Raw genomic sequence first — 22,603 nt, forward strand, 5'->3', positions numbered from 1 at the left:
AATGCTAAGCTTTCTCATTATTTTAGTTTTTTTATATTTCTTCTACGAAGGGAGCCAGCGCGGCGTCTGGTTGCAGCTGGTGCACATCGGCGGTTACCTGATCAGCCTTTTAGTGGCAACGCTGGGCTATAAGGCCTTGGCTGCGCACTTGACGCTGTTGGTGCCATACCCGTCAGCGACGGAGCAGAGCCAGTTCGTGTTTTTCTCCAACCAGGTCGGCTTGACGCTGGACCACGCCTTCTACCGAGGCGTCGCGTTCGTGCTGATCCTCGCCTTGGGGTGGCTGCTGACGCGGTTCGCCGCGCTGTGGGTGCATGATCTGAAGTACCGGCCGGTCGATCCGACGATCAACGGACTCGCCGGCGGGGTCTTGAACCTGCTGATGGGGTATGTGTTCGTATTCCTGTTGCTGTACCTCGTCGCCTTGATCCCGGTGGCCGGGTTGCAGCACATGCTGGCGGATTCCTTCGTGGCGAAGCTGATCGTCCGCTATTCGCTGGGGCTGACCGGGCTGTTCACGCACCTGTGGTTGGTCGCCTGAGTCGGAACTTAAGCATGCGGGCGGGCCGATGGTCGGCCCGTTTTTGCCGCCAGGACGTTGAAGAGGATAGAGAGGACAACGATGAACCGAAAAATTTTGCAAACGCTGGCGTATGACCAGATCAAAGCGCAGCTGCGGCAGTCGGTGACCACCGCGGCAGGCGCCGCGCGCGTTGCGGCGTTGACCCCGAGCAGTGAGCCACGGGTCGTGCAGCAGGGGCTGGACGAGACCGCAGACGGTGCGTCGATCTTGCGGCTACGTGGCGGGATCCCGATCCCTCAGTTGACGAACATCGATCCCGCCTTGAAACGGGTGAAGATCGGCGCCGTGCTCAACGGGACTGAGTTGGCGGAGTTAGGCCGTGTGCTGCGAACCGTCAGTGCTGTCGATAAATTCCTGACCGACCTTGCCGAGAACCTTGAGCTGCGGCAGGTGTACACGTTGCAGCAAGCGCTGACCAGCCTGCCGGCGCTGGAGCGGCGGCTGGTGACCGCTGTCGATGAGGAGGGCCACCTGACCGATGACGCGAGCCCAGCGTTGCGCAGCATCCGCCAGCAGATCAAGCGGTTAGAAGGCGAGATCCGGTCGCGCATGGATAACTACACGCACGGCAGTTCCGCGAAGTACCTGAGCGATCCGATCGTCACGATCCGGGATGACCGCTACGTGATCCCGGTGCGCGCCGAATATCGCGGTCAGTTCGGTGGGGTCGTACATGACCAGAGTGCTAGTGGCCAGACCTTGTTCATCGAACCGCAGGCGATCGTCGAGATGAACAACCGGCTGCGGGAAGCCCAGATCGCCGAGAGCACAGAGATCGAGCGCGTCTTGGCCGAGCTTTCAGGCGAGGTCGCACCGTATACCCGCGAGCTGAGCGCCAACGCCGGGGTCCTTGGGCACCTGGACTTCATCAATGCCAAGGCGAAGTACGCACACAGCCTACGTGCGACGGAGCCGCAGGTCTCAGCCGCCAACCACGTGGACTTGTTGGCGGCGCGCCACCCACTGCTCGACCCCAAGAAGGTCGTGCCTAACCGGATCACGATCGGCGCGGATTACCAGGCGATCGTGGTCACTGGGCCGAATACAGGGGGCAAAACGATCACGCTGAAGACGCTGGGGCTCCTGCAGCTGATGGGGCAGTCCGGCTTGTTCATCCCTGCGGCGGCAGAGAGTACGATCGGTGTGTTCTCGGATGTGTTTGCAGACATCGGGGACGAGCAGTCGATCGAGCAGAACCTCAGTACCTTCTCAGCGCACATGAGCAACATCATCACGATCCTCGCCCATGTCGATGCGCGCAGCCTCGTGTTATTCGACGAGCTGGGCGCTGGGACCGACCCGCAGGAAGGGGCCGCGCTCGCGATCGCGATCCTCGATGAGGTCGGCGCGGTCGGGGCGCAGGTGGTCGCCACGACCCACTATCCGGAGCTCAAGCTCTACGGCTACAATACGCCGGGCACGATCAACGCCTCGATGGAATTCGACGTTGCGACGCTGCAGCCGACTTACAAGCTGCTGATCGGGGTGCCGGGGCGCTCGAATGCCTTCGATATCTCCCTGCGTCTTGGGTTGGCCCCGGCCGTTGTCGATCGCGCCAAGCTCTTGATCGCCGATGACAGCCACGACCTGAACAACATGATCGCTGACTTAGAGAGCCAGCGCAAGGCGGCGGAGACCGAGTACAAGGCGACCCGCCACGAACTCGACGAAGCGACCAAGTTGCACGCCGACTTGAAGGCGGCGTACACCGAGTTCTTCACCGAGCGTGAGCGCCAGCTGAACAAGGCGAAGGACGAGGCCAACACCATCGTCGAAGAGGCGACGGCTAAGGCCGACAAGATCATCCGTGACCTGCGCCAGTTGCAACTCACGCAGCAAGGAAGCGTCAAGGAGAACCAGCTGATCGCGGCCAAAACGGCGCTGAAGGACCTGCATCAAGAGAAGGCCGAGCCGAAGAACCGGATCTTGCGTCGCGAGAAGCGTAAGCAGGCGCTGGCGCCGGGCGACACCGTCACCGTGCTCAGCTACGGCCAGACTGGGGAACTTCTGGAGCAGGTCGACGACAAGCACTGGGATGTGCAGATCGGTATCATGCGCATGCGCATCGCGACCAAGGACCTGGAGAAGCGCCAGGCACCAACGGAGGCGGCCCCGATCCGCCGCGTCGCCACGGTCAAGGGCGGCATGAGTGGCCCGTCCACGACACTGGATCTGCGGGGTGAGCGCTACGACGACGCGATGGCCAAGCTCGACAGCTACATCGACGCGGCGCTTCTAGCCAACTATGCTCAGGTGACGATCGTCCACGGCCTAGGCACCGGCGCGATCCGCAATGGGGTCACCCAGTACCTCAAGCGCAATAAGCAAGTCAAACGGTTTGGCTACGCGCCTCAAAACGCCGGTGGGTCGGGGGCAACGATCGTGGTGTTCAAGTAACGCGGCGAATCAGTCGCATTCGCGCCCGCGATGTGGTATGATATGGTTAGTTACGAAAAGTAAGAAGGAGTGACCGTGATGGTTCAAGCAGTAACAGACACAGATTTTGCGCAGGAAACTGCCACTGGCGTGACCCTCACCGACTTCTGGGCGACCTGGTGTGGCCCTTGTCGGATGCAGAGCCCGGTCATCGATGCCCTGGCCGCCGAGCGTGACGACGTGAAGTTCGTGAAGATGGATGTCGACGCGAATCCGAACACCCCGCAGTCGTTCGGGATCATGGCGATCCCAACGCTCTTGGTGAAGAAGGATGGCGAAGCGGTCGAGAAGATCGTCGGCTACCATACGAAGGAACAGCTCGCCGAGATCCTCGACAAGTACACGAAGTAAGCACAACACCCCTTGGATGCGCGCATCCAAGGGGTGTTGTCGTGATTGGCGTGCCCGGCCAAGCCGGCTTGGCGTCACAGACTGATCAGGTGCTCAGCCTGTGGTTGCGGGGTCTTGGGATCGAGCACCGCGGTCAGGGTCACTTGCTGCTTGCGCCGCTCGATCGTCGCGTTGGCCTCGACGACGACGCCGAGGGTCTGCTGGAGGCTCTGGGCGACGAAACCCGCTTCGAGGCGGAAGTCAGGGTCGTCGAAGTTTGCGAGGCGGGTCTCGACGACGGTGCCGCTCAGCAGGTAGGTGCGCTCGTGGTGTTTGCTGCTGGCCGGCGTCAGGACGCCCAGCCCGATCCGCTCGAACAGCGTCGTGATCTGGTCTTCTGCGACGGGGAGTTTGCGCGCGAGCGCGCGGCCGGCCCAGTAGGTGATGTCGTGCGTGGCTTCACCGAGCAGATCCGGGAGCAGCAGGTCGCGCAACATCAGCTGGCCGAATAGCGGCCCGGTCGCGGGCAGGGTGAGCAATTCTTGGTAATCGGCTTTTGCCATAGTTGGCCTCCTATGCGTTATCGCTTCTAGTATACCGGATTTGGCTGGCAAAAGCAGTGTCTGACTGTGGTGCAGGACGCGACTTGAAAAAAAAGCAAGAGACGTCCACAATAAAGGTTCAGACTGAATGAAAGAGGCGTTGGCTTAATGAAGACGCAACCGATCGGATTCATCGACTCTGGCGTAGGCGGGCTGACTGTGGTCAAAGAGGCCATGCGTCAGCTCCCTAACGAAAGCATCGTGTTTCTGGGCGACCAAGCCCGGCTCCCATACGGCCCTCGGCCGGCGGAACAGGTGCGCGCATTCACCTGGCAGATGGTGAACTTCTTGCGCCAGCAAGACATCAAGATGCTCGTCGTGGCGTGCAATACGGCGACGGCCGCAGCGCTGCCGGACTTGAAGGCCAAGCTGGACATCCCGGTGATCGGGGTGATCGTGCCGGGTAGCCGCGCGGCGCTCAAGGCGACCAAGACGGGCCACATCGGCGTGATCGGAACGGAAGGGACGGTGCGCAGCGAGGCGTACGCCCACACCATCCACCAGAAGGCGCAGGCGATCCGGGTGACCAGCCTGGCCGCCCCGAAGTTCGTCCCGCTGGTCGAAAGCAACGAGATGACGAGCGCGATCGCCAAGCGGGTGGTGGCCGAGACCCTGCGCCCCTTGCAGCATCAAGGGATCGACACCCTGGTGATGGGGTGCACCCACTACCCGCTCCTGCGGCCGCTGATCGCCAACGTGATGGGTCCTGCAGTGACGCTGATCGACTCCGGCGCGGAGACGGTCAGCGAGGTCTCGACGTTGCTGGACTACTTCGATATCGCCAATGACGCGCCGACCACTGCGCCGACCGCGCAGTTTTACACGACCGGTAACGCGAAGCTCTTCAACGTGATCGCGGGCAACTGGTTGGGACTCGACGTCGAAGCGACCCATGTGGCGATCGACCAACTGCCGACGGACGCGCCTGAGACGCCGACAGACGTGATCGTGGTCGCCTCCAAAAACGCCGGCAAGGTCCGCGAGATCGCCGCGATGTTCGAAGCGGACGGTGTGACCGTCAAGAGCCTGCGCGATTTTCCGGAGTTGCCGGATGTCGCCGAGACCGGCGCGACGTTCGAGGACAACGCACGGCTCAAGGCGGATGGCTATGCCCGGATGCTGGAGCTTCCGGTGTTGGCCGATGACTCGGGCCTGGTGGTCCCGGCGCTGGGCGGCAAGCCCGGCGTCTTCTCCGCGCGCTACGCCGGGGCGGGGCACAATGATGCCGCGAACAACGCGAAGCTGATCGCCGAGCTCGGTGACGTGCCCCAAGATCAGCGGCAGGCGACCTTCCATTCGACGCTGGTCTTTGCCAAGCCGAACCGCCCGGCAGACGACCTAGTCGTGACCGGCACGGTGGCGGGTGAGATCACCGGGATCCCGCGCGGCGATAATGGATTTGGTTACGATCCGTATTTTTGGCTCCCGGCGTTGGGCCGGACCATGGCGGAGTTAACAGAAGACGAGAAGAACGCGATCAGCCACCGCGGCAACGCGATGCGCGCCCTGGAGAAGCAGTGGCGCCAGTGGTATCGCGATGTAAAGTGAGGCAGACAAACATGGTACGATTGATCGCAGTGAGCGACACCCACGGGGACCGCGAGATCCTCGCAACGATCCTGACCCAGCAACCCGGCGCGGATGCCTATCTGTATGCCGGGGACGCCGAGCTGAGCGCGACGGATCCGCTGTTTGACACCTATCAGGCGGTGCGCGGGAACATGGACTTCGATGCTGGTTTCCCGTACACCCGCACGCTCGACGTGGCTGGTGTCCGTGTGTTCTTGACCCACGGGCACCGGTACGGTGTGAACTACCAGCTCGAGGAGCTGGTCGAGGCCGGCCAGGCAGCCAACGCGGATCTGGTCGTGTTCGGCCACACCCACCAGCTGGGCGTCGAGCAGCACGCCGGCATGGTGCTCCTGAACCCCGGTAGCATCAGCCAGCCGCGTGGCCAATTCGCCAGCCTGCACGGCACCTACGCCGTGATCGACGTGACGCCGACTGCGATCACCGTCACGTATCATCTGCGTGACGGGGCCTTGGCCCCGGACTTGCAGCGGACGTTTGCCCGCGGGTGACGACAACAAAGGGGCCGTACCAGCACCTCTGGCGGTACGATGATTCCAGAACGTGGCGTGCCGTCGCGCAACGTCCTTGCCTTCGTCTGGTGATGCCGGAGGCCGCAGCGCGGCATTCGAACGCGTGTCTCTGCGTTCGAACGGGCAGCGCAAGCCGCATAAATATGGCCCCAGCAAAACCTCAATTCGGGTTGGCTATACTCCTACCTAGGTAGACAAGCAAATAATTAAAGCTTGCCTTCTTAGGAAGGAGTTTTTTTATGGGCCGGATAGGTTCAAGATACACGCCCGAAGAGAAACTGTTCTACATTGGTTTGGTTAATGAGGGCGGCTGGAGTTCACAGGCAGTGGAAAGGATACACGGTATCGATCACCACCAGGTCAACCAGTGGTTAGAACGTTACGCAGCTGATGGGATGGATGGTCTTAAGTCCAGGCATACTAACCAACAGTATTCTCGGGAGTTCAAGCTAGAAGTCGTGCAGAAGTACCTAGCCGGTAACACATCTTTTCGGCAGCTGGCTGTTGCCTACGGCATTCCGGGTAAAACCGTCATCAGTCAATGGGTATCCCTGTATACTAGTGGTAAATCACTACAAGCCACTGGGAGGGCCAAGCCAATGAAGGATGGACGCAAGACTACGCAGCTCGAACGTATCGAGATCGCACAATGGACCATCGCCAACGAACACGACTACGTCGCCGCAACCCAGCGGTTCAACGTTTCGTATGGACAGGTTTATGCATGGGTCAAAAAGTTCAAGCAAGGTGGTGAGTCCGCCCTCGCAGACCGCCGCGGTAAGGCGAAGGAAGATAATAGTCAGCTCACTGAAGTAGAGCGTTTGAAGCTCGAGAACAAGCGACTACAGGCACGATTAACCCGTGTGTCAACGGAGGTCGCAGTGTTAAAAAAACTCCAAGAACTGGAAAGAGGGAATGTCGATCAGACAGGCAATATCAGGCCATTCAGCAACTCGCGCAAGAAGTGAATCCCGACTCCGGTCAGCTTTATGGCATCAGTGAGACATGCCGGTTTCTGGGTATCTCGCGTGCAGCGTACTACAAGTGGACGCATCGTAAGGTGACGGTCCATGAACGGGAGAATCAGGCTATTCTGGCCTACATCGTGACCCTTGAGGAAAAGCATCACTATGTCTTCGGGGTTAAACGGCTCGTGACGTATATCAATAAGGAAACACCCTATCACGTGAGTCACGGTCGTGTCCGCAGGCTCATGCGTCAGGGACGGATTCGAGCCTCTATCCGTGTAGCGAAGCACGATCGCAGAGCCGAGAGGAAGGAGTTCCTCCTAGCCAACAAGCTGTACACCGTCGATGCGGGGCATGCCTTCCACCCTAGCGCGGCCAACAAAGTCTGGGTGACCGACTGTTCCGAGCTCACTTACGGTCAAGAAGGTAGACAGAAACTGCGGCTTAGTGCCGTGAAGGATCTCTATGATCACAGCGTGATTGCCTGGTGTGTGGCACCGAGCGAAACCGCGGCGCTTACCACCAAGACGATTAAGCTGGCCATCAAGAGCAACAATGGCATCAGGCCAGAAATTACGCATAGTGACCAAGGATCGGCATACACCGGGCGCACCTACAACACGTTCTTAGCGGGTGAAGGAATTACCCACAGCATGTCGCGGCCAGGTACTCCTGGCGATAATAGCCCAATGGAGAGCCTGTGGAGCCATCTTAAGGTTGAGTGGTTCGCCTTTGAGCACTGCTTGTCCGAGCTTGAGATGATGAAGAGTATTGAAGCGGCAATCAACTGGTATAACCACGAACGCCGCCAAGAAACACTAAACGGCATGACCCCGATGGAATACCGGAGTCATGCCGTAAGGAAAACTGCATAGGCACTTTAATTATTTGACCTGTCTACTTGACGCGGACCAGCGCCGTTTTGCTGGGGCCATGGTGATACTCTGGGCTAAAACTGCGTTATGGTACCGCTCTTTTTTGGACCAGTGCTCACCGTAAGAACACTGTCTTGTACAGTAGGATCGCCGTGATTGCCGCGAGGATCGGCGCTAGCACCGGGACCCACGCGTAGCCCCAATCGGAGCTGCCCTTGTGACGCAGGGGCAGCAGCTGGTGCAGCAGGCGTGGCCCGAGGTCACGTGCCGGGTTCAAGGCTGGGCCGGTCGGGCCACCGAAGCTTGCGACTAATGTGGCGACCAAAAAGCCCAAGGCCATGTGCGCGGTCCCGAGGTTGTCTTGGAAGAACGGGGCCTTCGTGATCCCCAGCGCGCCGAAGAAGAGAATGAATGAGCCAATGAATTCGTTGATGAAACCGTTGAATTTGCTCTTCGTTGCGCTGATGGTGCTGAATGTTCCCAGCACGTGCTGGGTGTTGACGGTCAGATCGTAGTGCGGCTTGTACGCGGCGACGACCCACAGTTGACCGAACATCGCCCCGAGGAATTGGGCGGCGATGTAAGGCAGGACTTCCGCCCACGGGAACATACCGGCGACGGCCAGACCGATGGTGAAAGCCGGGTTGATGTGGTTGCCGGAGATCCCCCCGATCACCATGGCGGGGATCATGACCCCGGCGCCGTAACCCACGGCGATCAGCATCCAGTCTGAGCCGTTTCCTTTAGTCCCTTTCAGGTCCACGTTCGCCACGGACCCGTTGCCGAGTGCGACCATGATCGCGGTGCCGAAGAATTCCGCGATCAGACGCACGCCTAAATCGTATGTCATTTTGTTCCTCCATCTGTCCGGTTTTTTCTGAAAAAAGACAGCAATATGGTCACATGATACCAATTAATGGAATTATAGTAAATAACTTTTACGAAGCTGTAAAGCTTTAGGCTTGTGGGTGCGCTCACATACGGAATCCGGTAAAATAGATTCTGGATGTGGCCGCCCGGGCTCGTCCACTAAAGGAGCAGAGTTAATGATCAACAAAGTGATCGACCATATGATGATAGAGAACCGACAGCACTTCATGATCCCAGGCGATGTAGTCGCCAGCGTCAGCGAGGAGAACTCGCTGCGCCACGCGTTCTTGGTCCTGACCAAGGTCCGCTACGCCAAGATCCCGGTGCTGGACCGCGATGACCGCCTGAAAGGCCTGGTGTCGCTGCCGATGATCACCAACACCATGCTGGGGCTCGATGACCTCAACATCGCCCCGCTGGATCAGCTATGTGTCCGAGACGTGATGGAGACTGAAGTCGTCACCATCCGCGACCCTTATGACGTGGAGAACGTCTTGCACCTGCTGGTCGACAACCCCTTCTTGCCCGTGGTCTCAGACGACGGCACCTTCACCGGGATCGTGACCCGGCGCGAGGTGATGAAGGGCATCAATTACATCGGACATAACCTCGATAAGGCGTACACGGTGACGCCTAAGGTCGAAGTGGAACAGTTGAAGTGAGCAGAGGCCGCCGGGTGACCGGCGGTTTTTTAGCCCCACCGCGTAGGCCGCGTCGCCTCCGGGTCTGGCCCGGTGCGTGGGTGGCGCTTGAGGCATTGGCGCACACAGAAAAACGCCGCACCGGTGTGACGCGGTGCGGCGGTGCAGGCTGGGGCAGACGCCTCAGTCGCTGGGTTTGTCTAAGAACAGCGTGGCGGCGACCCCGACGATGACGCTGAGCAGGACCAGAGCCGCTGGTGCCAGCACGGTGGCAGGCCAGTACGGGAGCAGGCCGGTTTCGACCAGGATCACGACGGCCGCCAAGACGATGCCGATCACCGCGTAGTAGACCTGCGCTTCGTAGCGGGCGAGCAACCACTCCATCAGCTTAGCGATCAGCAGGAGGCCGACCGCCGCCCCCAGCATGAACGGGAGCAGGAGGGCGACGGCGCCTAGCGCGTGCTGCAAGCCGGCCATGTCGCCGGCCAATAGCGCACGGGCGGCGGTCCCCAGCTGGCTGACCGCGTTATAGACCGTCCCGTATTGGTCGATCACCATCAGCATGATCGACCCGGAGATCCCCGGGATCGCCATCAGCGCGACGGAGAAGGCCCCGGCGAACACCATGGTCGCGCCGTCACCGAGGCTACTCAGCTGGGTGAGCGCGATCAGGTTCTCCGGGTCGGTCCCGCCAAGCTTCGCCAACCCGTAGATGGCTCCGAAGCCGATCACCGGCAAGGCGAGGTAGGCGGGGCGAAACGGGACCTGGCGGATCTTGCGCCAGACGTAGGGGCCGATGCCGAGCACCAACCCGATGAAGAAGCCGTAGCTTGCCAGCGGCCAGCGCGCCGTCAGGACCAACACGGCCTTGGTCGACAGCAGGATCCCGACGACCGCGCCTAGGCCGACCGGGGCGAGGAAGCGGGCGTGGCGCCTGGGATCGTCGCGGAAGTGGTTGACGGCCGCGAGCAGGCGGTCGTAGAGGCCGACCACGACAGCGAAGATGCTGCCGGACAGGCCAGGAATGACAAGCGCGATGCCGATGATGGCACCTTTGATCAAGTTGAGCATAGGTCCTCCTTGCGGGTAGCGGCGCAGGCGCCGGGACGGGTGGGGGGTCAGTTGGTCGTCAGGGTCAATGTTGGGGTGGGTAACTCGATGCCGGCGTCTGCCAGCGCCTGAATGTAGGCGGCGAGGAACTCGCGCTGGATCGCCAGCTGCTGGCCGTTCTCCACGAACATCAGGATCTGATAAGAGAAGGTGCCATCGCCGTTATCCGTCAGGCCCAAGACATCCGGGCCGCTTTTGATCATCGCGTGCGTCGGCACGAGGTCGTGGTTGACCTGGTCGATCACCTCGGCGACGCGCGCCAAGTCGACATCCGGGCGCATCGGCAACCGCACCAGCGCCTGCATGTTGCTGCGCGAGAGGTTGGAGACGACGCTGATATTGCGGTTGGGGATGTAGTTGATCGTGCCGTTGAAGCTCTGGACGATCGTCGTGCGCAGGCCGACGCTGGTCACCTTGCCGGAGATCGCGCCAAGCTGGACGGAGTCGCCGACGTCGAACTGGCCTTCAAGAATGATGAAGAAGCCGGTCACGACGTCTGAGACGAAGCCCTGTGCCCCGAGGCCCAAGGCGATCCCGACGACCCCGGCCCCGGCGATCAGTGTGCCCACCGGGACCCCGAGCACCGACAGCAGCGCGTAGGCGTAGAAGAACAGGATCATGTAGGACAACGCGTTGCGTGTCAGGGTGTGCATCGTGTCGATGCGCGTCGGCGAGAGACGGCTGCGCCCCTTGTACGAGGCGAAGCCGCGGTTGACCAGCCGCTTGCTGACCCCGTTGATCACGAAGAATAGCAGGGTGAACAACAGTAGCTGGACGACGACGGCGATCACGTGGCTGAGCACAGCGTCCCAATCGATGTGCTCGATGTAGCGCAGCAAGAGGTTGGTCTGCGTGGTCAGGTCTTTGGTTTCAGTCAGAAAATTCACGTTATCCGCTCCTTAGTGTCTCTATTTTAACAAACCGCCCCTGTCAAACCCAGCGACGGACAAAATATTAGGGAAGTTTTAGGCTAGCGTTTGCCGGCTCTTACTATTGATGATATTCTTATCTTATACGGCGAAAGCCATTTCAGGGCCGAACGTGGTGCCCGTAGAGGAGGGTGTTGCATGTCAGGAGCAGAAGTCGCAGGCGTGATCGCAGCGGTCGCATTTTTGATCATTGCGTTGGCCGTGGCGATCATCGCGATCCGCTTGTCCGGGGTCACGAAAGAGATCAAACAGACAGTGGCCGAAGTGAACCAGACGCTGGCTACGATCAACGGTGAGGTCAAGCCGTTGACTAACGAGATCGAGGCACTGTTGACCAAATCGAATACCTTGCTGAACGACGTGAACGGTAAGGTCGCCGCGATCGATCCCGTCTTCACGGCGATCGGGGAGTTGGGCGAGTCGGTCTCCGACCTGAACACCTCCACGCGCAACCTCGCCAGCAAGGTCGCCAACGGCGCGCAGAACACGGCCAAAGTGACTGTGGCGGCCAAGGTCGGACAAAAAGCGATGTCATTGTTGAAGAAGAAGGATCCAGCCAAAGATTAGGGGGAATTCCACATGTCCAAAAAGAGTCATTTTCTGTTAGGCTTCGTTCTCGGTGCGGCCAGCTCGCTGGCTGCCACCTACTTGTTGGCCCCACAAAACAGCGATGAGCTGAAGCGCAAGCTTGCGGAGAAGAAGGATGATCTGGCCGACCGGGCCGCGGACTACTACGATTACGCGCGCGACGCGACCGCTGAATGGCGCGAATCTGCCGAAGGCTTCGTCAGCGACCTCAAGGCCAAGGCGCAAAAGCCGGAGCAAGATGCCCTGACGACCTATGACGACGCGACCGAAGCGCTGAAGGCGGAGCTGACTGAGGTCCCAGAAGTGGCGGCTGACGCCGACTTCGACGACATCGTCCTCGACGGCAAGAGCGCCTTCGCGCAAGCCAAGGACCAAGACGACGCACCGGTCGACCCTGAGCCAAGTGCGCCGGCACCAGAGCCGGCCGCGCCAGAGGCAGACGACGACCAACCGGAGGCCTAACGCCGCTTTGACCCGCGTATTCGCGCGGGTCTTTTTTTGTTGGGTCGAGCGGTCGGGGCAGGCGCCGAACTGTGGTGCAAAAAAAACGACCGACATATCGTCGGTCGCTGGGGTTCAGTCGATCGTGGTGAATTCTTTGCTCGTGTGGGTGAACGGTTCGCAGCCGGTCTCGGTGACGTGGACGCAATCTTCGATGCGCACGCCGGCGACCCCCGGAATGTAGATCCCCGGTTCGATAGAGAAGCACATGCCGGGCTGCAGCGTCATGTCGTTGCCTTCCATGATGGAGGGGAATTCGTGAGTGGACATGCCGATACCGTGGCCGAGGCGGTGGTTGAAGTATTCCCCGTAGCCGGCGGCCGTGATCACGTCGCGGGCGATCTTGTCCAGCGCGGCGGCGGTCAGGCCGGGGCGTACCGCGGCTTGAGCGGTCAGCTGCGCTTCGAGGCAGACCTTGTGGATCTCGCGCGCTTTGGCAGAGACCGGCCCACCGAAGGCCACCGTGCGGGTCGCGTCGCTCATATACCCCTGGTTGTTAGTCCCGAGGTCGAACAAGACGAGCTCGCCGGGCTGGACGGCAGTCGCTTCAGGGCCACCGTGCGGGTCCGCGGCGTCGACCCCGGCTTGGACGATGGTGTCGAAGGACATGTGCATCACGCCTTCTTTCATCATCGCATATTCGATCTCCGCGACCACTTGCTGCTCGGTGATGCCGGCGCGTAAGGCCGCGAAACCGGCGGCAAAGGCGCGATCGGCTTGGTGGCCGGCTTCGACCATCTTAGCGATCTCATCAGGCGTCTTGATCAGCTGCAGGCCTTCGGTGAACCGGCTGGCGTCTGCCGGGAAGGTCGCCTGCGGGAATTCGCGCATGACGGCTTCGAACTTGAAGACGGCGAGGTCATCTTTTTCGATGCCCCAGCGCAACGGGTTCGGGGTGCGGCGCTTGATCTCGGCGGCGATCAGGGCGAACGGGTCCTCGTGGTCGAGGTAACCGGCGACACCGTACGTCCAGCCCGCCTTCTTGACCGCTTCGATGGATAGGGCCGGAACGAAGAGGAACGGCTCCTGGTCAGGAAAGACGAACAGGCCGGTGATCCGCTCTTCCGGATCGCTGAAGAAGCCAGTGTAGTAGTTGATGTTGGTGAAGTTGCTGATGTAAGCGAGGTCGAGGCCTTGGCCAGCGACCCAGTCTTGCAATGCGTGAAGATGTTGATTCATGTACGTGCCTCCTGGTTATGACGTCCCGCGGGGCGGGGATTGACGCTCTCAGTATAGCACAGCGGCGATTTGCGTGGCTTTCTGAAAAGCGCTTCTGAAAATTTGCATGAAAAGTTCAGTAAAACGCTTGCATTGCGATGCCGCTTTTGTTACAGTGAATTGGAAATCTAGTGTCTGCACACCAAGGAGTCTACGATAATGGAAAAACAAACAATCACGATCTATGATGTGGCGCGCGAAGCCAACGTCTCAATGGCGACGGTCTCTCGTGTCGTGAACGGGAACCCGAACGTCAAGCCTGCGACCCGCAAGAAGGTGCTCGAGGTGATCGATAAGCTCGACTACCGGCCGAACGCCGTTGCGCGTGGGTTGGCGTCCAAGAAAACCACGACCGTCGGGGTGATCATCCCAGATGTCACCAACATGTTCTTCTCCAGCCTCGCGCGGGGGATCGACGATGTGGCGACGATGTACAAGTACAACATCATCCTCGCCAACTCCGACGAGAACAGCCAAAAAGAGGTCCAGGTGCTCAACACCTTGCTGGCCAAGCAGGTCGATGGCTTGATCTACATGGGCAACGACATCTCCGATGGCGTGCGCCAGGAGTTCTCCCGCAGCAAGACCCCGATCGTCCTCGCGGGGTCTGTCGATCCGGACGAGCAGGTCGGCTCGGTCAACATCGACTACGTGGCGGCCGTCGAAGCTGCGACCACGCAGTTGATCAAGTCCGGTAACCAGCAAGTTGCATTAGTCACCGGTCCGCTCAGCCAGCCGATCAACGGCCAGTACCGCCTGAAGGGCTACAAGCAGGCGTTGGAAGCTGCCGGGTTGGCCTACGACGAGAGCCTGGTCTTCGAGTACGAGACCAGCTACCACGCCGGTCTTGCCCTGTTTGCGCAACTGCAAAAAGCCGGTGCCACCGCGGCGATCATCGGCGATGACGAAGTCGCCGTCGGGATCCTCGACGGGGCGCTGGACGCTGGGATCAGTGTGCCAGAAGACTTCGAGCTGATCACGTCCAACAACACGAAGCTGACTGAGATGGCGCGCCCGCAGCTGACCTCTATCGATCAGCCCCTGTATGACATCGGGGCCGTCGCGATGCGCCTGTTGACCAAGATGATGAACAAGGAAGACATCGACGCTAAGACGATCCGCCTTGGGTTCGATATCACTGCCCGCAAGTCCACCAAGTGAGCGATCACTTGGTCACGGGGGCTGTGCCATAACGCGGTTTTAGCCCAGAGTATAAGAGAGACCCCCTGCAAAACCCGAACTTAGGTTTTGCAGGGGGTCTCTCTTATACGGCTAGGGCGTTGCGTTATGGCACGTAACGTTCTGGAATAGTCGTGCCACCAGGGGTTATGTCACAACCCGGGTTTTGGCCGGTGATCGCGCACGACGGGTAGCGCAAAGAACCGCGCAGATCAGATTCATCTGATCCGCACGGTTCTTAATGAGGCACTTATGGTTGGCGACTGCTGGTGCTTGAACTGGTGGTCGCACTACTGGAACTAGAGGCGGCATCAGCCGGCGTTTCTGGTTCGGTTGCGGTGGCTGCGGCGTCAGCTGCGGCGTCTTCTGCCGCCTTGGCGTCCGCATCTGCCTGCGCTTTGGCTGCCGCAGCGTCAGCTTTGGCCTTGGCCGCCGCGGCGGCTTGTGCAGCGGCGGCCTGCTTTTGAGCCGCCGTCTTGGGTTTTTCGTTCTTGGTGGACTGGATCCCATAGTCGTTGTTGCCACCACCGAAGTATTCCCAGAAGAGCTCGTAGTCACTGGCATCGCCGCCGATGGCGAATTTTCCGTTGCCCCCGGTCGGCGCCCAGCCGTTGTAGAGGCTTTCGACGGTTCCGCCGTTGACGTTGTAGGTGCTGCCGTTGTAGAGCACGCTCCCGTTGGGCTGCCCGGTCAGTGCGTTGACGGTGACCGATCGAACGGCACTCGGCTTGCGCATCGTCTGGTTGAGCGCGAATTGTTTCGGCATCAGGCGGTAGGCGGCGTTCATCAGCTTCGCCCATAGGCCCTGGTTGAGGGAGGACCCGGCGCTGGTCAGCAGGTGGTTGCTCCCGTTGGCGTTGTCGTAGCCCATCCACGAAGCCATGGTCAGGCCCGGGGTCGAGCCGAGGAACCAGACGTCCTTGTAGTCGTTGCTGGTCCCGGTCTTCCCGATCAGGTGATCGGTGTCAAAACTCAGCTGGTAGCTCAGCGCGGTCGCAGTCCCAGCGGTGATGACCTGGTGCAGCATCTGCTGCATGATGTAGCTGGTCGCGTCCGAGAAGACTCGGGTCTTCTTGGCCTTGTGCTGGTAGACGACGTTGCCGAGCGGGTCGACGATCTTGTCGATCACATACGGGGTGATGTGGGTCCCACCGCGCTGGAAGGTGGCGAAGGCGCCGGCCGCTTGCTGGACGGTCATCCCGTAGTCGGTCCCCCCGAGCGCCAAGCCGAGCTGGTTATAGTCGTTTTGCGTCAGGGTGTCGATCCCGTTTTTGACCATGTACGACTTCACGTCCACACTTTGGCGCAGGCGGCTGTACAGGTTGACCGTCGGGATGTTGTAGGAGTGCGCCAGCGCATAACTCGCGCTGACGAACTTGTTTTGGATCACGCCGCCGTAGTCGGTGACGGAGTAATTGCCGAAGTCATTGGCAAAATCGGCGAGCATCGTCTGGGTGCCGATCACCTTGTTCTCGACGGCGGGCCCGTAGACTAGGATCGGCTTGATCGACGACCCCGGGGAGCGCTTCGTGTAGATGTGGTTGACCTCGCCGGCGGTGCCGCCGACGAAGCTGACGATCGCGCCGGTGTCGTTGTCCATCAGGACGGCCCCGGATTGGACGGGTTCCTCGATGGTCGTGGTCTTGCCAGTGACCGGATCGGTGCTCGACTTCGTGTAGATGTAGCCGAGCCCGCTCTTGCTGGCGGTGACGACGTCTTGCATCGCGTCGTAGACCGACTTGTTGATCGTGCTGTGCACGGTGTAGCCCTTGGTCGCGAGCAGCTTGCCGGCGTCGTTTTGGTACTGGGTGTTGAGCGCGGAGTTCTTGCTCAGTTCGTCTGCTGAGTGGCCGTCTTTAGCCGCCATCTGCTTGGCGAGGATGCTGGTTGCTTCGCTGGTGACCATGTTGTAGACGTAGCTGTACTTCTGCGTCTGGGCGCTAGCGGACTCGGTCGGGAGAAAATCAGCCTTGAGGTCATAGGTCTTCGCGGTGTTGTACTGCGCCTTGGTGATGGTCCCGGCGCGGTACATGCGAAACAGGACGGTTTTCTGCCGGTCCAGGCCTGGTTTGAGGTTGGTCTTCAGCTCACCCGTGTTGGTGTACGGCGTGTAGATCGATGGGCTCTGCGGCAGGCCGGCGATGAAGGCCGCCTGTGCGAGGTTGAGGTCTGCGGCGTTCTTGCCGAACAGGCCCTGCGCGGCGGTCTGAACGCCGGCGATGTTCTGTCCCTTGTTGTTGCGGCCGAGCGTCGCGATATTCAGGTAGGCGGCCAAGATCTCCTGCTTGGAGAAATAATGGTTGAGCCGCAGGGCGTACATGATCTCGACGGCCTTGCGCTTGAACGTGGTCTCGGCGCTCAAGAACTGCATCTTGACCACCTGCTGGGTCAGCGTGGAGCCACCGGTCTGGCTCCCGACCCCGGTCAGATCAGAAAAGACGGCGCGGACCAATGACTTCGGCACGATGCCGTCGTGCTCGTAGAATTCCTCGTCTTCGGTGGCCACCAAGGCTTTTTGCAGCCACGGTGAGATGTGGTCGAGGTCTGCGGTGTCGCGCAGCAGGTCGCTTTTGACATGGGATAAGTCGACGTTATGGGCAAACTTGAGGGCCGTTGACTGGTCCACGTTCTTCAGGGTGCGTGTCATGGCGGCCTTGCTTGGCACAGCGGTGTCGTCGATGATCGAGGCGAAGTAGCCGCCGAGGATCCCGACGCCAAGCGCCCCGCCGACCAATAAGGCGCCGAGGGCGTAGTAGACAAGGGATTTGATCGTCTGCATGGCGACGCTCAGGTAGAGCGGCCATGTCGTTTTGGAAAAGGGCGGCAGCGGACTTGCTTCGGGTTCTCCCGGCTTCGGCTTCGCGGTGTGCTTGCCGCGAAAGTCCCCCCACTTTTGCTTGAATCCTGTTTTCAAATTGTTCCCACCTTTGGCTTGGCACAATATTGTTCATTATAACCCAAATCCCCACGCCTTGCCGCCTCCCATCGCATTCCTTAAGAAATTATGCTAGGCTGGACGAATAAACTGGAGGTGCCCACATGTATCGAACCTTACTATTTGATGTCGATGACACGCTGCTGGACTTTAAGGCCGGCGAGCTGCAGAGCCTCGCGAAGACCTTCGCGCTGTTAGGGCTGCCGTACACGCCAGCACTTGAGGCCGAGTACCTGCAACTGAATGCTAAGCTGTGGGAGCGCTACGAAGCGGGGGAGATCCCGCGTGAGCAGATCTTCGCGACCCGCTTCACCCAGCTGTTCAAGCGGCACCACTTCGATGCAGACGGGTTGTGGGCGGAGAAAAAGTACCACGCGATGATCGACCAAGAGGCGATCTTGATCCCGCATGTCGCAGAGACCTTGGATGCGCTGGGGGAGTATCGCTGCTATATCGTCTCGAACGGGATCGAGGCGGTGCAGCAGCAACGCCTGACCAAGGCGGGGCTGATCGATCACTTCGCCGACGTCTTCGTCTCCGATGTGATCGGCGCGCCGAAGCCGACCAACGCCTTCTTCGCGTACGTTGCCCAGCGCATCCCGCGCTTTGACCCCGCCACGACACTGATCATCGGCGATTCCCTGACCTCGGACATTCAGGGTGGACGCAACGCCAAGATCGATACCGCGTGGTTCAATCCGCACTTCCTGCCGAATCGCAGTCAAATTCAGCCGACCTACACGCTGAGCGACTTCGCCGACCTCGCCCGGTTGCTGGCCAGCCGCTGAGCGAGCGCCAGCCCACACCAAGAAGGGAGAGACCGCGGTCTCTCCCTTCTTGGTGTGACCATGGGCATCACTGGTGGGGGTCACCACGAGCGGCATCATGCGCCTTGATCAAGGCGTCATCGCCAAACTCAATCCGCCCGGCGGATCGATCCCGTGTGGGCGGTGATCGATCCGTTCGCGGTGGTCAGCTGCAAGGCGCCGTCATCGCTGAAGCCGACGAGGCGCCCGCTGGCTGGTGCACCGGCTCCAGTCAGGGTGACGCGCTCGCCCAGCCAAGCCGCGTGCGCGCGGTAGGCCGGCATGATCGCGGCCGGTGTTTGGAGCAGGGTGAAGAAGTCGCTGAGGAAGGTGCCGGCCAGCTGCGGGCGCGGGTCCGTGGCTGGGGCGGTCGGCAGCAGCGTGCCTAGCGGTAGGTCGATCGGGGTGGTCGGAGAGGCGGCGCTTGGCGCGAGGTTGATACCGGTACCGAGCAGGACGCGCATCGGCGCCGGGACGGCCTCGGCGAGGATGCCCGCGACCTTGTGTCCGGCCAGTAGCAAGTCATTGACCCACTTGATCTGGGTGGTGACGCCGAACTGGTGCTGAATGGCGGCTTGCAAGGCGACCCCGGCAGCCGGCGTGAGCAGTTCTAGCGGAAGTGCAGCTGGCGGCGCGAAGGCGACCGTCATGTACAGGCCGGTCGTCGCAGGGGAGAAGAAGCGCTTGCCGCGCCGCCCGACACCGGCGGTCTGGGTGTCGGCGATGAATGCGAACGGAGGCGTGGCGCCTGCCGCTAGCGCCCGGCGCGCCGCAGTGCTGGTCGAGTCAAGTGTCGGATAAGTGGTCACGGTGATCGCCTCGGCGTCGCCGTGAAGCCACGGGGTGAGCGCACTGGGTGCAAACATGGACAAGCCTCCTTGTGGATGTGCGGTGACCGTCCGGCGACGCCTTGCCACCGGGCGGGTCTCACCGCGGGGCGCACACGGGTAGTGAGGCCCGAGGGTGAGCGCGCGATGCGGTCACCAGTGAACCGGCGCGCCTGGATTGCGTCAGTTGAGATCAGTCTCAGTATACAAAAACGCCGCGGCTTGTGCCACGGCGTGAGCGGGGATTACTTGGCCAGTTCGCTGATCGCCTCGGCGTAGATCGCCACGGCCTTGATGATATCTGCGACAGGCATGTATTCGTTGGCTTGGTGCATCACGTTTTCTTGGTCTGGCATCTGGGCGCCGAACGCGACACCGCGTTCGATGATGCGGCCGTAAGTCCCACCACCGATCACCTGCTCGTGGCCTTTGTTGCCAGTCTGCTTTTCGTAGACTGCCATGAGTGTCTTCACCAGCGGGTCGTCACCGGCCACATAGTGTGGCGTCTGGGCGTGGCCTGGAATCACGACATCGGCGTCATCGGCGCCGACGGCCGTTTCGATCTGATCACGGATGGCATCCGCGTCCGTGCCTTGCGGGTAGCGAACGTTGATCGCGATGCTCTGTTCGCCGTCCTGGCTGAACGTCAGCATGTCTGCACTGGCGGTAAGGTCGCCCATCACCTTGTCCGTGTAGTTGATGCCGAGCTTGTGACCACGGGAATCGTCGTGCATCAAGTTTGCGATGGCGCTCAGGTAACGTTGGCCAGCTGGGTCAAACTCAAACGGTGCGAGCAGGGTGGCCAGGTAGGTCGCGGCGTTGACCCCGGCCTTCGGTTCCTGCGCGTGGGCGCCCTTACCGGTCAGCGTGATCTTCAGGCCGTTGGGGGTGTCTTCGGTTTCGACTTGGACGCCATTCGCGGGGCCGAAGCTGGCGAGCGCGTCCTTGAGGTCGGCGGTGAGGGTCCCTTCGATCACCGCAGTCGCGTCTTGCGGCACCATGTTCACGCGGATCCCGGCATCGAAGCTGCGCAGGGTCAGGCTGGCTGGCTTGGCGGCGATCGGCTTGAACACGACTTTGAAGGTCGCGATCCCTTTTTCTCCGTTGATGATCGGGAATTCCGCATCAGGCGAGAAGCCGAAGTCTGGCGCAGGTTCCACTTCGAGGTACCGGTTGATGCCGACCCATTCGGATTCTTCGTCGGTGCCGATGATGAAGTGGATCTTCTTGTTGACTGGCAACTTAAGGTCCTTGATCAGGCGCAAGGCATAGTAGGCTGCGATGCTTGGACCCTTGTCGTCTGAGGAGCCGCGCGCGTATAGCTTGCCGTCTTTGATCACCGGATCGTACGGATCGGTGGTCCACCCAGGCCCGGCTGGCACCACGTCCATGTGGCCGAAGAGCCCGAAGATCTCGTCGCCGTCACCGTATTCGATGCGGCCGGCCACATTGTCGACGTTCAGGGTCTTGAACCCGTCGCGGTCGCCCAGGGCCAGCATCGCCTTCAGTGCATCGGCCGGGCCGGGGCCCAGCGGCGCATCGGCGGTCTTGTGTTCGACGTCGCGTTCGGAGTTGATCTTCAAGAGGCCAAAAAGGTCCTTGAGGAGGTCGTCTTGGTACTTCTCTGCTTCTGCTTGCCAGTTGATGGTCATCATATCATCCCGCTTTCTTTGATTGATTAACTCAACCATATCAGACCGAACCGACCCGGCACAAGCAAAAAGACGTGGCAAAATCGCGGGGTGGCTGCGGCTCAAAGCAAGCGAAGCAGGTCGCTGCCGGGGGCCAGACGCAGCTCGACCTGCGGGGTCTCGGGCAGCGCCGCTGCGTTCAACGGGCGCGGGAGCCGGTCGCCGGCCAATAGTAGGTCGTGCAGGCGGACCCAGCCTGGGCCGACATGCACCCAGACCTGGCGACCGCGTAACCGGACCGCGTCGATGGTGCACGGGCTGTTGGTGGTCAGCCACCCGCACACGCCGCTACTGGTGCGGGCCGCGGGGTGTAGGGCGAGGCGCAGACCGCGCCCGTGCGCCCAGACCCGCTGCCCAAGCAGCTGGACTGCCCAGCCGGCGTTTGGGGCCAGCGTCAGGCCGGTCGCTGGGACGAAGCGGTTTTGACTCATTCGGTAATAGGTTCCGTCAGTCGTGGTCACCTGCTCCTGTACGGTGAAGCTGGCGCCGGCCGCCAAGGTCGTCCGCGTCGGGTCGTGGGTGTAGGGGTTCGCGTAGACCGGCAGCGTCGTGGTGGTCGTATTGGTCGCCAACTGGTCGACGGTGCGGCTGGCGGTGTCGCGCTTCAGTTGCTGAAACTCGCGGGCCAAGGCCGGATAGTTGGTGACGACCCCGTCGATGTTCAGGTTGACCAGCCAGCGCCACTTGGCCCGGTCCTCGTTCATCTCGTCCCAGACGTAGACTTTTTGCCCCATCGCGTGCAGGGCGCTGACCATCTCGGGCGTCATGAGGTCGCTTGAGACGTTGATGCCGGAGACATAGGGGAACACGGCGAACGTGATCCGCTTGAGCGAGCCGACGATGAACAGGCGGGGGACTTGGGGTAGCAGGCGCTGCAGGCGTTTGAGGCTGCTCAGCGAGAACGAATGGAACATCACCCGCTTCGTCAGTTGGTTGCGCGTGATCATTGCGGCCAGTTTGGCCTCGACATCGGGATCGGGGTCACCCTTGATCACCTTCGTCTCGATCAGGAACTTGACCCGACTGGTGCGGTAGTGGGTCAAGACTTCTTGAAGGCTGTGAACCGGCTCGCCGTTTTTGGTATGATAGGCGTGAAGTGTGGCATAAGGTGTGGCGCTGATTGTCAGCGCAGCGCCGGTCATGCGCTGGATTGTGTTGTCGTGTTGTACGACGAGCACGCCGTCCGCGCTTTCGTGCACGTCGAGTTCGACGTAGTTGGCCCCGACCGCCACCGCGTGATCGATGCTCTGGAACGTCTCTTCGGGGTAAGTGAGCGGATCGCCGCGGTGGCCGACAACGGTGAACCCACTGGTGATCAAGGTGATACTGATGAGCAGGCAGGTCAAGATCAGTTTGCGCATGGTAAGCTCCTTCACTGGTTGACTTTAACCTTAGCACAATCCGCAGGTGGA

The 22,603-nt window shown here is 60.8% G+C and carries 21 protein-coding genes; 12 read left to right on the plus strand and 9 right to left on the minus strand.

Annotated features, from left to right (window positions below):
- The first annotated feature begins 1 nt into the window (after position 1).
- The 3 genes from HII33_RS11685 to trxA all read left to right on the plus strand — a co-directional run bounded on the left by HII33_RS11685 (position 2) and on the right by trxA (position 3,370).
- A complete protein-coding gene (locus tag HII33_RS11685; protein WP_179395989.1) occupies positions 2 to 541 on the plus strand; it encodes a CvpA family protein in 540 nt (179 codons plus the stop codon).
- 81 nt (positions 542 to 622) lie between these two features.
- On the plus strand, positions 623 to 2,980 hold the full coding sequence (locus HII33_RS11690; protein ID WP_179395990.1) for an endonuclease MutS2: 2,358 nt from the start codon (positions 623 to 625) through the stop codon (positions 2,978 to 2,980).
- A 78-nt stretch (positions 2,981 to 3,058) separates the two neighbouring features.
- On the plus strand, positions 3,059 to 3,370 hold the full coding sequence (trxA, locus tag HII33_RS11695) for a thioredoxin (protein ID WP_179395991.1): 312 nt from the start codon (positions 3,059 to 3,061) through the stop codon (positions 3,368 to 3,370).
- 74 nt (positions 3,371 to 3,444) lie between these two features.
- Here trxA and HII33_RS11700 read toward each other — a convergent pair whose 3' ends face one another.
- Positions 3,445 to 3,912 (minus strand): DUF2507 domain-containing protein, encoded by a 468-nt coding sequence (locus HII33_RS11700; protein WP_179395992.1) that lies wholly within the window; start codon positions 3,910 to 3,912, stop codon positions 3,445 to 3,447.
- 147 nt (positions 3,913 to 4,059) lie between these two features.
- Between HII33_RS11700 and racE the strand changes: the two genes are divergently transcribed.
- From racE to HII33_RS11720, 4 genes are all read left to right on the plus strand, one after another.
- Complete coding sequence (gene racE / locus HII33_RS11705; protein WP_179395993.1) at positions 4,060 to 5,499, plus strand: glutamate racemase; 1,440 nt, start codon at positions 4,060 to 4,062, stop codon at positions 5,497 to 5,499.
- 11 nt (positions 5,500 to 5,510) lie between these two features.
- A complete protein-coding gene (locus HII33_RS11710; RefSeq protein ID WP_179395994.1) occupies positions 5,511 to 6,032 on the plus strand; it encodes a metallophosphoesterase in 522 nt (173 codons plus the stop codon).
- 260 nt (positions 6,033 to 6,292) lie between these two features.
- Positions 6,293 to 7,021, plus strand: a complete 729-nt coding sequence (locus HII33_RS11715; protein WP_179394188.1) for a helix-turn-helix domain-containing protein — start codon at positions 6,293 to 6,295, stop codon at positions 7,019 to 7,021.
- Complete coding sequence (locus HII33_RS11720; RefSeq protein WP_343036852.1) at positions 7,018 to 7,896, plus strand: IS3 family transposase; 879 nt, start codon at positions 7,018 to 7,020, stop codon at positions 7,894 to 7,896. The genes HII33_RS11715 and HII33_RS11720 overlap by 4 nt, the downstream gene beginning before the upstream one ends.
- Positions 7,897 to 8,011: 115 nt before the next feature.
- Here the strand turns inward: HII33_RS11720 and HII33_RS11725 are convergent, their stop codons facing one another.
- Positions 8,012 to 8,746 carry an MIP/aquaporin family protein gene (locus HII33_RS11725; protein ID WP_179395995.1) on the minus strand — a complete coding sequence of 245 codons (735 nt, stop codon included), beginning with the start codon at positions 8,744 to 8,746 and terminating at the stop codon, positions 8,012 to 8,014.
- Between the two features lie 196 nt (positions 8,747 to 8,942).
- On the opposite strand from HII33_RS11725, the gene cbpB reads away from it, so the two are divergent.
- Complete coding sequence (gene cbpB / locus HII33_RS11730; protein ID WP_179395996.1) at positions 8,943 to 9,428, plus strand: cyclic-di-AMP-binding protein CbpB; 486 nt, start codon at positions 8,943 to 8,945, stop codon at positions 9,426 to 9,428.
- Positions 9,429 to 9,590: 162 nt separating this feature from the next.
- On the opposite strand, the gene HII33_RS11735 is transcribed toward cbpB, so the two are convergent.
- Together HII33_RS11735 and HII33_RS11740 are read right to left on the minus strand one after the other, a co-directional pair.
- Positions 9,591 to 10,478 carry a DUF368 domain-containing protein gene (locus HII33_RS11735; protein WP_179395997.1) on the minus strand — a complete coding sequence of 296 codons (888 nt, stop codon included), beginning with the start codon at positions 10,476 to 10,478 and terminating at the stop codon, positions 9,591 to 9,593.
- Between the two features lie 47 nt (positions 10,479 to 10,525).
- On the minus strand, positions 10,526 to 11,404 hold the full coding sequence (locus tag HII33_RS11740; RefSeq protein WP_343036859.1) for a mechanosensitive ion channel family protein: 879 nt from the start codon (positions 11,402 to 11,404) through the stop codon (positions 10,526 to 10,528).
- A 180-nt stretch (positions 11,405 to 11,584) separates the two neighbouring features.
- Here HII33_RS11740 and HII33_RS11745 point away from each other — a divergent pair, with 180 nt between their 5' ends.
- A complete protein-coding gene (locus HII33_RS11745; RefSeq protein ID WP_179395998.1) occupies positions 11,585 to 12,013 on the plus strand; it encodes a DUF948 domain-containing protein in 429 nt (142 codons plus the stop codon).
- Between the two features lie 12 nt (positions 12,014 to 12,025).
- Positions 12,026 to 12,496: a YtxH domain-containing protein gene (locus tag HII33_RS11750; RefSeq protein ID WP_179395999.1), complete on the plus strand. Its 471-nt coding sequence runs from the start codon at positions 12,026 to 12,028 to the stop codon at positions 12,494 to 12,496.
- A gap of 114 nt (positions 12,497 to 12,610) precedes the next feature.
- Here HII33_RS11750 and HII33_RS11755 read toward each other — a convergent pair whose 3' ends face one another.
- On the minus strand, positions 12,611 to 13,714 hold the full coding sequence (locus HII33_RS11755) for a M24 family metallopeptidase (protein WP_179396000.1): 1,104 nt from the start codon (positions 13,712 to 13,714) through the stop codon (positions 12,611 to 12,613).
- Between the two features lie 198 nt (positions 13,715 to 13,912).
- Here HII33_RS11755 and ccpA point away from each other — a divergent pair, with 198 nt between their 5' ends.
- Complete coding sequence (gene ccpA, locus HII33_RS11760) at positions 13,913 to 14,914, plus strand: catabolite control protein A (RefSeq protein WP_179396001.1); 1,002 nt, start codon at positions 13,913 to 13,915, stop codon at positions 14,912 to 14,914.
- A 268-nt stretch (positions 14,915 to 15,182) separates the two neighbouring features.
- Here ccpA and HII33_RS11765 read toward each other — a convergent pair whose 3' ends face one another.
- Entirely contained in the window at positions 15,183 to 17,846 is a 2,664-nt protein-coding gene (locus HII33_RS11765) for a transglycosylase domain-containing protein (protein ID WP_246287440.1), read from the minus strand.
- Positions 17,847 to 17,971: 125 nt separating this feature from the next.
- Between HII33_RS11765 and HII33_RS11770 the strand changes: the two genes are divergently transcribed.
- On the plus strand, positions 17,972 to 18,655 hold the full coding sequence (locus HII33_RS11770; protein WP_179396002.1) for a YjjG family noncanonical pyrimidine nucleotidase: 684 nt from the start codon (positions 17,972 to 17,974) through the stop codon (positions 18,653 to 18,655).
- 128 nt (positions 18,656 to 18,783) lie between these two features.
- On the opposite strand, the gene HII33_RS11775 is transcribed toward HII33_RS11770, so the two are convergent.
- The 3 genes from HII33_RS11775 to HII33_RS11785 all read right to left on the minus strand — a co-directional run bounded on the left by HII33_RS11775 (position 18,784) and on the right by HII33_RS11785 (position 22,552).
- Complete coding sequence (locus tag HII33_RS11775) at positions 18,784 to 19,539, minus strand: biotin--[acetyl-CoA-carboxylase] ligase (RefSeq protein WP_179396003.1); 756 nt, start codon at positions 19,537 to 19,539, stop codon at positions 18,784 to 18,786.
- 206 nt (positions 19,540 to 19,745) lie between these two features.
- The gene (gene pepV, locus HII33_RS11780; RefSeq protein WP_179396026.1) at positions 19,746 to 21,152 is read right to left on the minus strand and encodes a dipeptidase PepV; all 1,407 of its coding nucleotides are present in this window, start codon (positions 21,150 to 21,152) and stop codon (positions 19,746 to 19,748) included.
- 101 nt (positions 21,153 to 21,253) lie between these two features.
- Positions 21,254 to 22,552, minus strand: a complete 1,299-nt coding sequence (locus tag HII33_RS11785; protein WP_179396004.1) for a glycerophosphodiester phosphodiesterase — start codon at positions 22,550 to 22,552, stop codon at positions 21,254 to 21,256.
- Between the last annotated feature and the right edge of the window lie 51 nt (positions 22,553 to 22,603).

Source organism: Lacticaseibacillus absianus (assembly GCF_013407595.1).
Lineage (GTDB): Bacteria > Bacillota > Bacilli > Lactobacillales > Lactobacillaceae > Lacticaseibacillus > Lacticaseibacillus absianus.

Coding starts and splice junctions, on each gene's coding strand:
- HII33_RS11685 (WP_179395989.1), top strand. CDS start 2: ATGCTAAGCTTTCTCATTATTTTAGTTTTTTTATATTTCTTCTACGAA.
- HII33_RS11690 (WP_179395990.1), top strand. CDS start 623: ATGAACCGAAAAATTTTGCAAACGCTGGCGTATGACCAGATCAAAGCG.
- trxA (WP_179395991.1), top strand. CDS start 3,059: ATGGTTCAAGCAGTAACAGACACAGATTTTGCGCAGGAAACTGCCACT.
- HII33_RS11700 (WP_179395992.1), bottom strand. CDS start 3,912: ATGGCAAAAGCCGATTACCAAGAATTGCTCACCCTGCCCGCGACCGGG.
- racE (WP_179395993.1), top strand. CDS start 4,060: ATGAAGACGCAACCGATCGGATTCATCGACTCTGGCGTAGGCGGGCTG.
- HII33_RS11710 (WP_179395994.1), top strand. CDS start 5,511: ATGGTACGATTGATCGCAGTGAGCGACACCCACGGGGACCGCGAGATC.
- HII33_RS11715 (WP_179394188.1), top strand. CDS start 6,293: ATGGGCCGGATAGGTTCAAGATACACGCCCGAAGAGAAACTGTTCTAC.
- HII33_RS11725 (WP_179395995.1), bottom strand. CDS start 8,746: ATGACATACGATTTAGGCGTGCGTCTGATCGCGGAATTCTTCGGCACC.
- cbpB (WP_179395996.1), top strand. CDS start 8,943: ATGATCAACAAAGTGATCGACCATATGATGATAGAGAACCGACAGCAC.
- HII33_RS11735 (WP_179395997.1), bottom strand. CDS start 10,478: ATGCTCAACTTGATCAAAGGTGCCATCATCGGCATCGCGCTTGTCATT.
- HII33_RS11745 (WP_179395998.1), top strand. CDS start 11,585: ATGTCAGGAGCAGAAGTCGCAGGCGTGATCGCAGCGGTCGCATTTTTG.
- HII33_RS11750 (WP_179395999.1), top strand. CDS start 12,026: ATGTCCAAAAAGAGTCATTTTCTGTTAGGCTTCGTTCTCGGTGCGGCC.
- HII33_RS11755 (WP_179396000.1), bottom strand. CDS start 13,714: ATGAATCAACATCTTCACGCATTGCAAGACTGGGTCGCTGGCCAAGGC.
- ccpA (WP_179396001.1), top strand. CDS start 13,913: ATGGAAAAACAAACAATCACGATCTATGATGTGGCGCGCGAAGCCAAC.
- HII33_RS11770 (WP_179396002.1), top strand. CDS start 17,972: ATGTATCGAACCTTACTATTTGATGTCGATGACACGCTGCTGGACTTT.
- HII33_RS11775 (WP_179396003.1), bottom strand. CDS start 19,539: ATGTTTGCACCCAGTGCGCTCACCCCGTGGCTTCACGGCGACGCCGAG.
- pepV (WP_179396026.1), bottom strand. CDS start 21,152: ATGACCATCAACTGGCAAGCAGAAGCAGAGAAGTACCAAGACGACCTC.
- HII33_RS11785 (WP_179396004.1), bottom strand. CDS start 22,552: ATGCGCAAACTGATCTTGACCTGCCTGCTCATCAGTATCACCTTGATC.